General features: G+C 31.0%; 2 protein-coding genes and 1 pseudogene. All 3 read left to right on the top strand.

Features of this window, described 5'->3' with window-relative positions:
- Positions 1–76: 76 nt before the first annotated feature.
- On the top strand, positions 77–1501 hold the full coding sequence (locus N3C_RS12945) for an NCS2 family permease (RefSeq protein WP_074366438.1): 1425 nt from the start codon (positions 77–79) through the stop codon (positions 1499–1501).
- 619 nt (positions 1502–2120) lie between these two features.
- Positions 2121–3005 carry an RNase adapter RapZ gene (gene rapZ, locus N3C_RS12940; RefSeq protein WP_074366437.1) on the top strand — a complete coding sequence of 295 codons (885 nt, stop codon included), beginning with the start codon at positions 2121–2123 and terminating at the stop codon, positions 3003–3005.
- A pseudogene (locus N3C_RS12935) lies at positions 3002–3283 on the top strand (hypothetical protein); the annotation flags it as partial. The gene rapZ and the pseudogene N3C_RS12935, both read left to right, overlap by 4 nt.

Below are 3283 nucleotides of genomic sequence, written 5' to 3'. Positions count from 1 at the left end.
TATTGAGAGTCCACGTTAGGGGATTTTTTTATTTTTCTACATATGAAAAATTATTAAGAACAGGAGGATATTTAAAATGACGCAGGGTAATACCAAAGATAACAAGAAAAACTTATTAGAAAGAGTATTTAAGTTAAAGGAAAATGAGACAAATGTTAAGACAGAGGTCATAGGAGGATTAACAACTTTTATTACAATGGCCTATGCACTTCTTGTAATACCTAATGTTCTAAAAATTTCTGGTATGAATGCAGAAGGAATTAAAGGGGACGGAGCTGCCGTTTTTACAGTTTTAAATGACCCTTATGTGGGATCTGCATTTACTGCTATGTGTATAGTTTCTGCAATTGGCACTTTGATTATGGCCTTATATGCTAATTTGCCTTTTGCTTTAGCTCCTGGTATAGGACTAACAGCATTTTTTACATATAGTGTATGTTTAACTCTTGGATATACATGGCAGCAAGGGGCTGCAGCAATTTGTATTTCAGGTATTCTATTTATCATAATTACAGTTACGTCTATTAGAGAAAAGATAGTCGAGGCTCTTCCACAAAATATTAAAGTAGCTATGACCAGCGGTATTGGATTGTTTATTACTTTAATAGGTTTAAAAAGTGGTGGGGTAATAGTATCAAGTCCAGATACATTAGTTGCCTTCGGTGACTTTACTAATCCTAAAACTTTATTAACTATTATTGGTATTGCAATAATGGGAATATTGGTTGCTAAAAATGTAAGAGGAGGTATGCTTATTGCTATATTAATAACAACCTTAATCGGTATTCCAATGGGAGTTACTAATTTTAGCAATATTCAATTATTAAGTATGCCAAAATCCATCGCGCCAACATTCTTCCAAATGGATTTTAAGGGCTTATTATCACAAAATGGAACAGGTATTATAGGTGCTATTACTAGTGTGATAATGGTAGTTCTAACCTTCAGCCTTGTGGATCTTTTTGATACAATAGGTACTCTTGTAGGAACTGCTAATAAAGCAAATATGGTTCTACCAGATGGAAAGATTAAAAATATGAAAAAGGCCTTAATATCCGATTCTATATCTACTACTTTAAGCGGAATTTTTGGATTAACAACTACTTCAACTTATGTAGAATCAGCAGCTGGTATTGCAGCAGGGGCTAGAACCGGTCTTTCTAGTGCTGTAGTATCTTTCTTATTTATACTATCTCTATTTATGGGTGGGATCGTAGGAATTGTTCCAACAGAAGCTACAGCCCCAGCTTTAGTTGTAGTAGGAATATTAATGCTAGAATCAATTAAAGAAGTAGATTTTAGTGATTTTACAGAAGCGCTTCCAGCATTCTTTACTATAGTAATCATGCCTTTTAGTTATAGTATAGCAAACGGTATTGCTGCTGGTATAATCTTCTATCCTTTAATGAAGGTTTTCACTAAAAGGTATAAGGAAGTTCATCCAATAATTTATGTTTTAGCAGTTCTGTTTATTATTAGATTTATAATGTTACCTCAATAGTCATTTCATAATAGGAATGTTATTAAATTGCTTGATAAAAAATTAATTTTAGAGAATAAGAGAAGCAATCTTTAAACTTCCAGAAAGTATAAGATTGCTTCTCTTATTTTAATTAAAAAATGGTTTATATTTCTTATTTTTAAACCAGCATTTAACAAAAGAGATATTTACTATAAAGGACAAAGAAACTGTATTAATGAAAATCATGTTAACTGTCTCAATTTATTAACTATATTATCTAAATTCTGTTAACCGTCCCCAATTTCAAGTTTAAGTTCTGTTAACCGTCCCTTAATATCTTATTTTAAATTCCTATTTATTTATGCTTTCAGTATGTTATAATAAAAAAATAAGAACTGTACTAATACAACTATATTGATTAACATTGTTAGTAAGGCTTTGACAAATGTAGTAATATTTCAAAAAATATATAAAATGCAAATATAGTTGTATCATAAATATTAGGTTTGTATTACTAAAGTTTTTATCAATGTTTTAATCTATCAATGTATTTATATAGATGAATAAAATTAAAAAGCTGCAATTAGTTTAAAGAGTAGTGGATTATAAGATTATTGAGTGTAAGCTCATAGATTTAAGAATATAGAGGAGGATTTAAATGAGATTTGTAATTGTTACAGGATTGTCCGGAGCAGGTAAGACACAAGCGATGAGAAGTCTTGAGGACTTGGGGTACTTTTGCGTTGATAATTTGCCTCCTACCTTAATTTCAAAATTTGCAGAGGCTTGTTTTCAAACTGATGGTAAAATAGATAAGATTGCCTTGGTTATGGATATAAGAGGTGGAAAGTTTTTTGATGCCTTGTCTGAAAGTTTGAAGCATTTAGAGGAAATGGAGTATAGTTATGAGATTTTATATCTGGATGCTTCCGATGAAGTACTTATAAAGAGATATAAGGAGTCTAGAAGAAAGCATCCTTTAGCTCCAGAAGGTAGAGTGTTGCAGGGGATTGCTTTAGAAAGAAAAAAATTAAGTGAAATGAGAAATAAGGCAGATAATATTATAGATACTACAAAATTATCTATATGGGATCTGCGACAAAAGATTACAGAAATATACGGAGAAGAAGGTCAAACAGAGATAGAACTTATGATAACTGTGCTTTCTTTTGGATTTAAGTATGGTATTCCTGTAGATTCAGATTTAGTTTTTGATGTAAGATTTATACCTAATCCCTTTTATATTCCTGAGCTTAAACAATATTCTGGTATCGATAAACCAGTCAGTGATTATGTGTTACAGCATGATGTTACAGGAGAATTTATTAAGAAATTAGAGGATATGCTTGAGTTCTTGATACCAAACTATATAAAAGAAGGAAAGAGGCAGTTGATTCTTTCTATTGGATGTACTGGTGGTAGACATCGTTCAGTAGCTATAGCAAATGCTATTTATGAAAGACTCCAATCTAAGGGACATAAAGTAACTATTGAGCATAGAGATATTAATGAGGATATTAATAGAGGTGGTATCAAGCTATGAAGTTCACTGATTGGTTAAGGCCAGGAATAAAGGTTAAGCGATGGGTTCTATTTGGAATAATGGGAGTTATTTTTATTGCTTTTGGCTTATTAGAATTAGCTCAACATAGATTTTATAATATATATTATAAAGCCTTTTGGCTTCATTTGAATTTAATGGGGATATTTATCATATATATAGCTATAATACAGGGTATGAAATCTATAATTGCCCTTATTAATAAGGGATATATCAATGTTAGATTGGATTCTAAAAAGCTAGAAAGCCTTATATATGAG

Source organism: Clostridium sp. N3C, from assembly GCF_900095445.1.
Lineage (GTDB): Bacteria > Bacillota > Clostridia > Clostridiales > Clostridiaceae > Clostridium_AU.
The sequence above is the reverse complement of the archived record's forward strand: the minus strand, read 5'-3'. Positions and strand labels throughout refer to the sequence as shown.

Coding starts and splice junctions, on each gene's coding strand:
- N3C_RS12945 (WP_074366438.1), top strand. CDS start 77: ATGACGCAGGGTAATACCAAAGATAACAAGAAAAACTTATTAGAAAGA.
- rapZ (WP_074366437.1), top strand. CDS start 2,121: ATGAGATTTGTAATTGTTACAGGATTGTCCGGAGCAGGTAAGACACAA.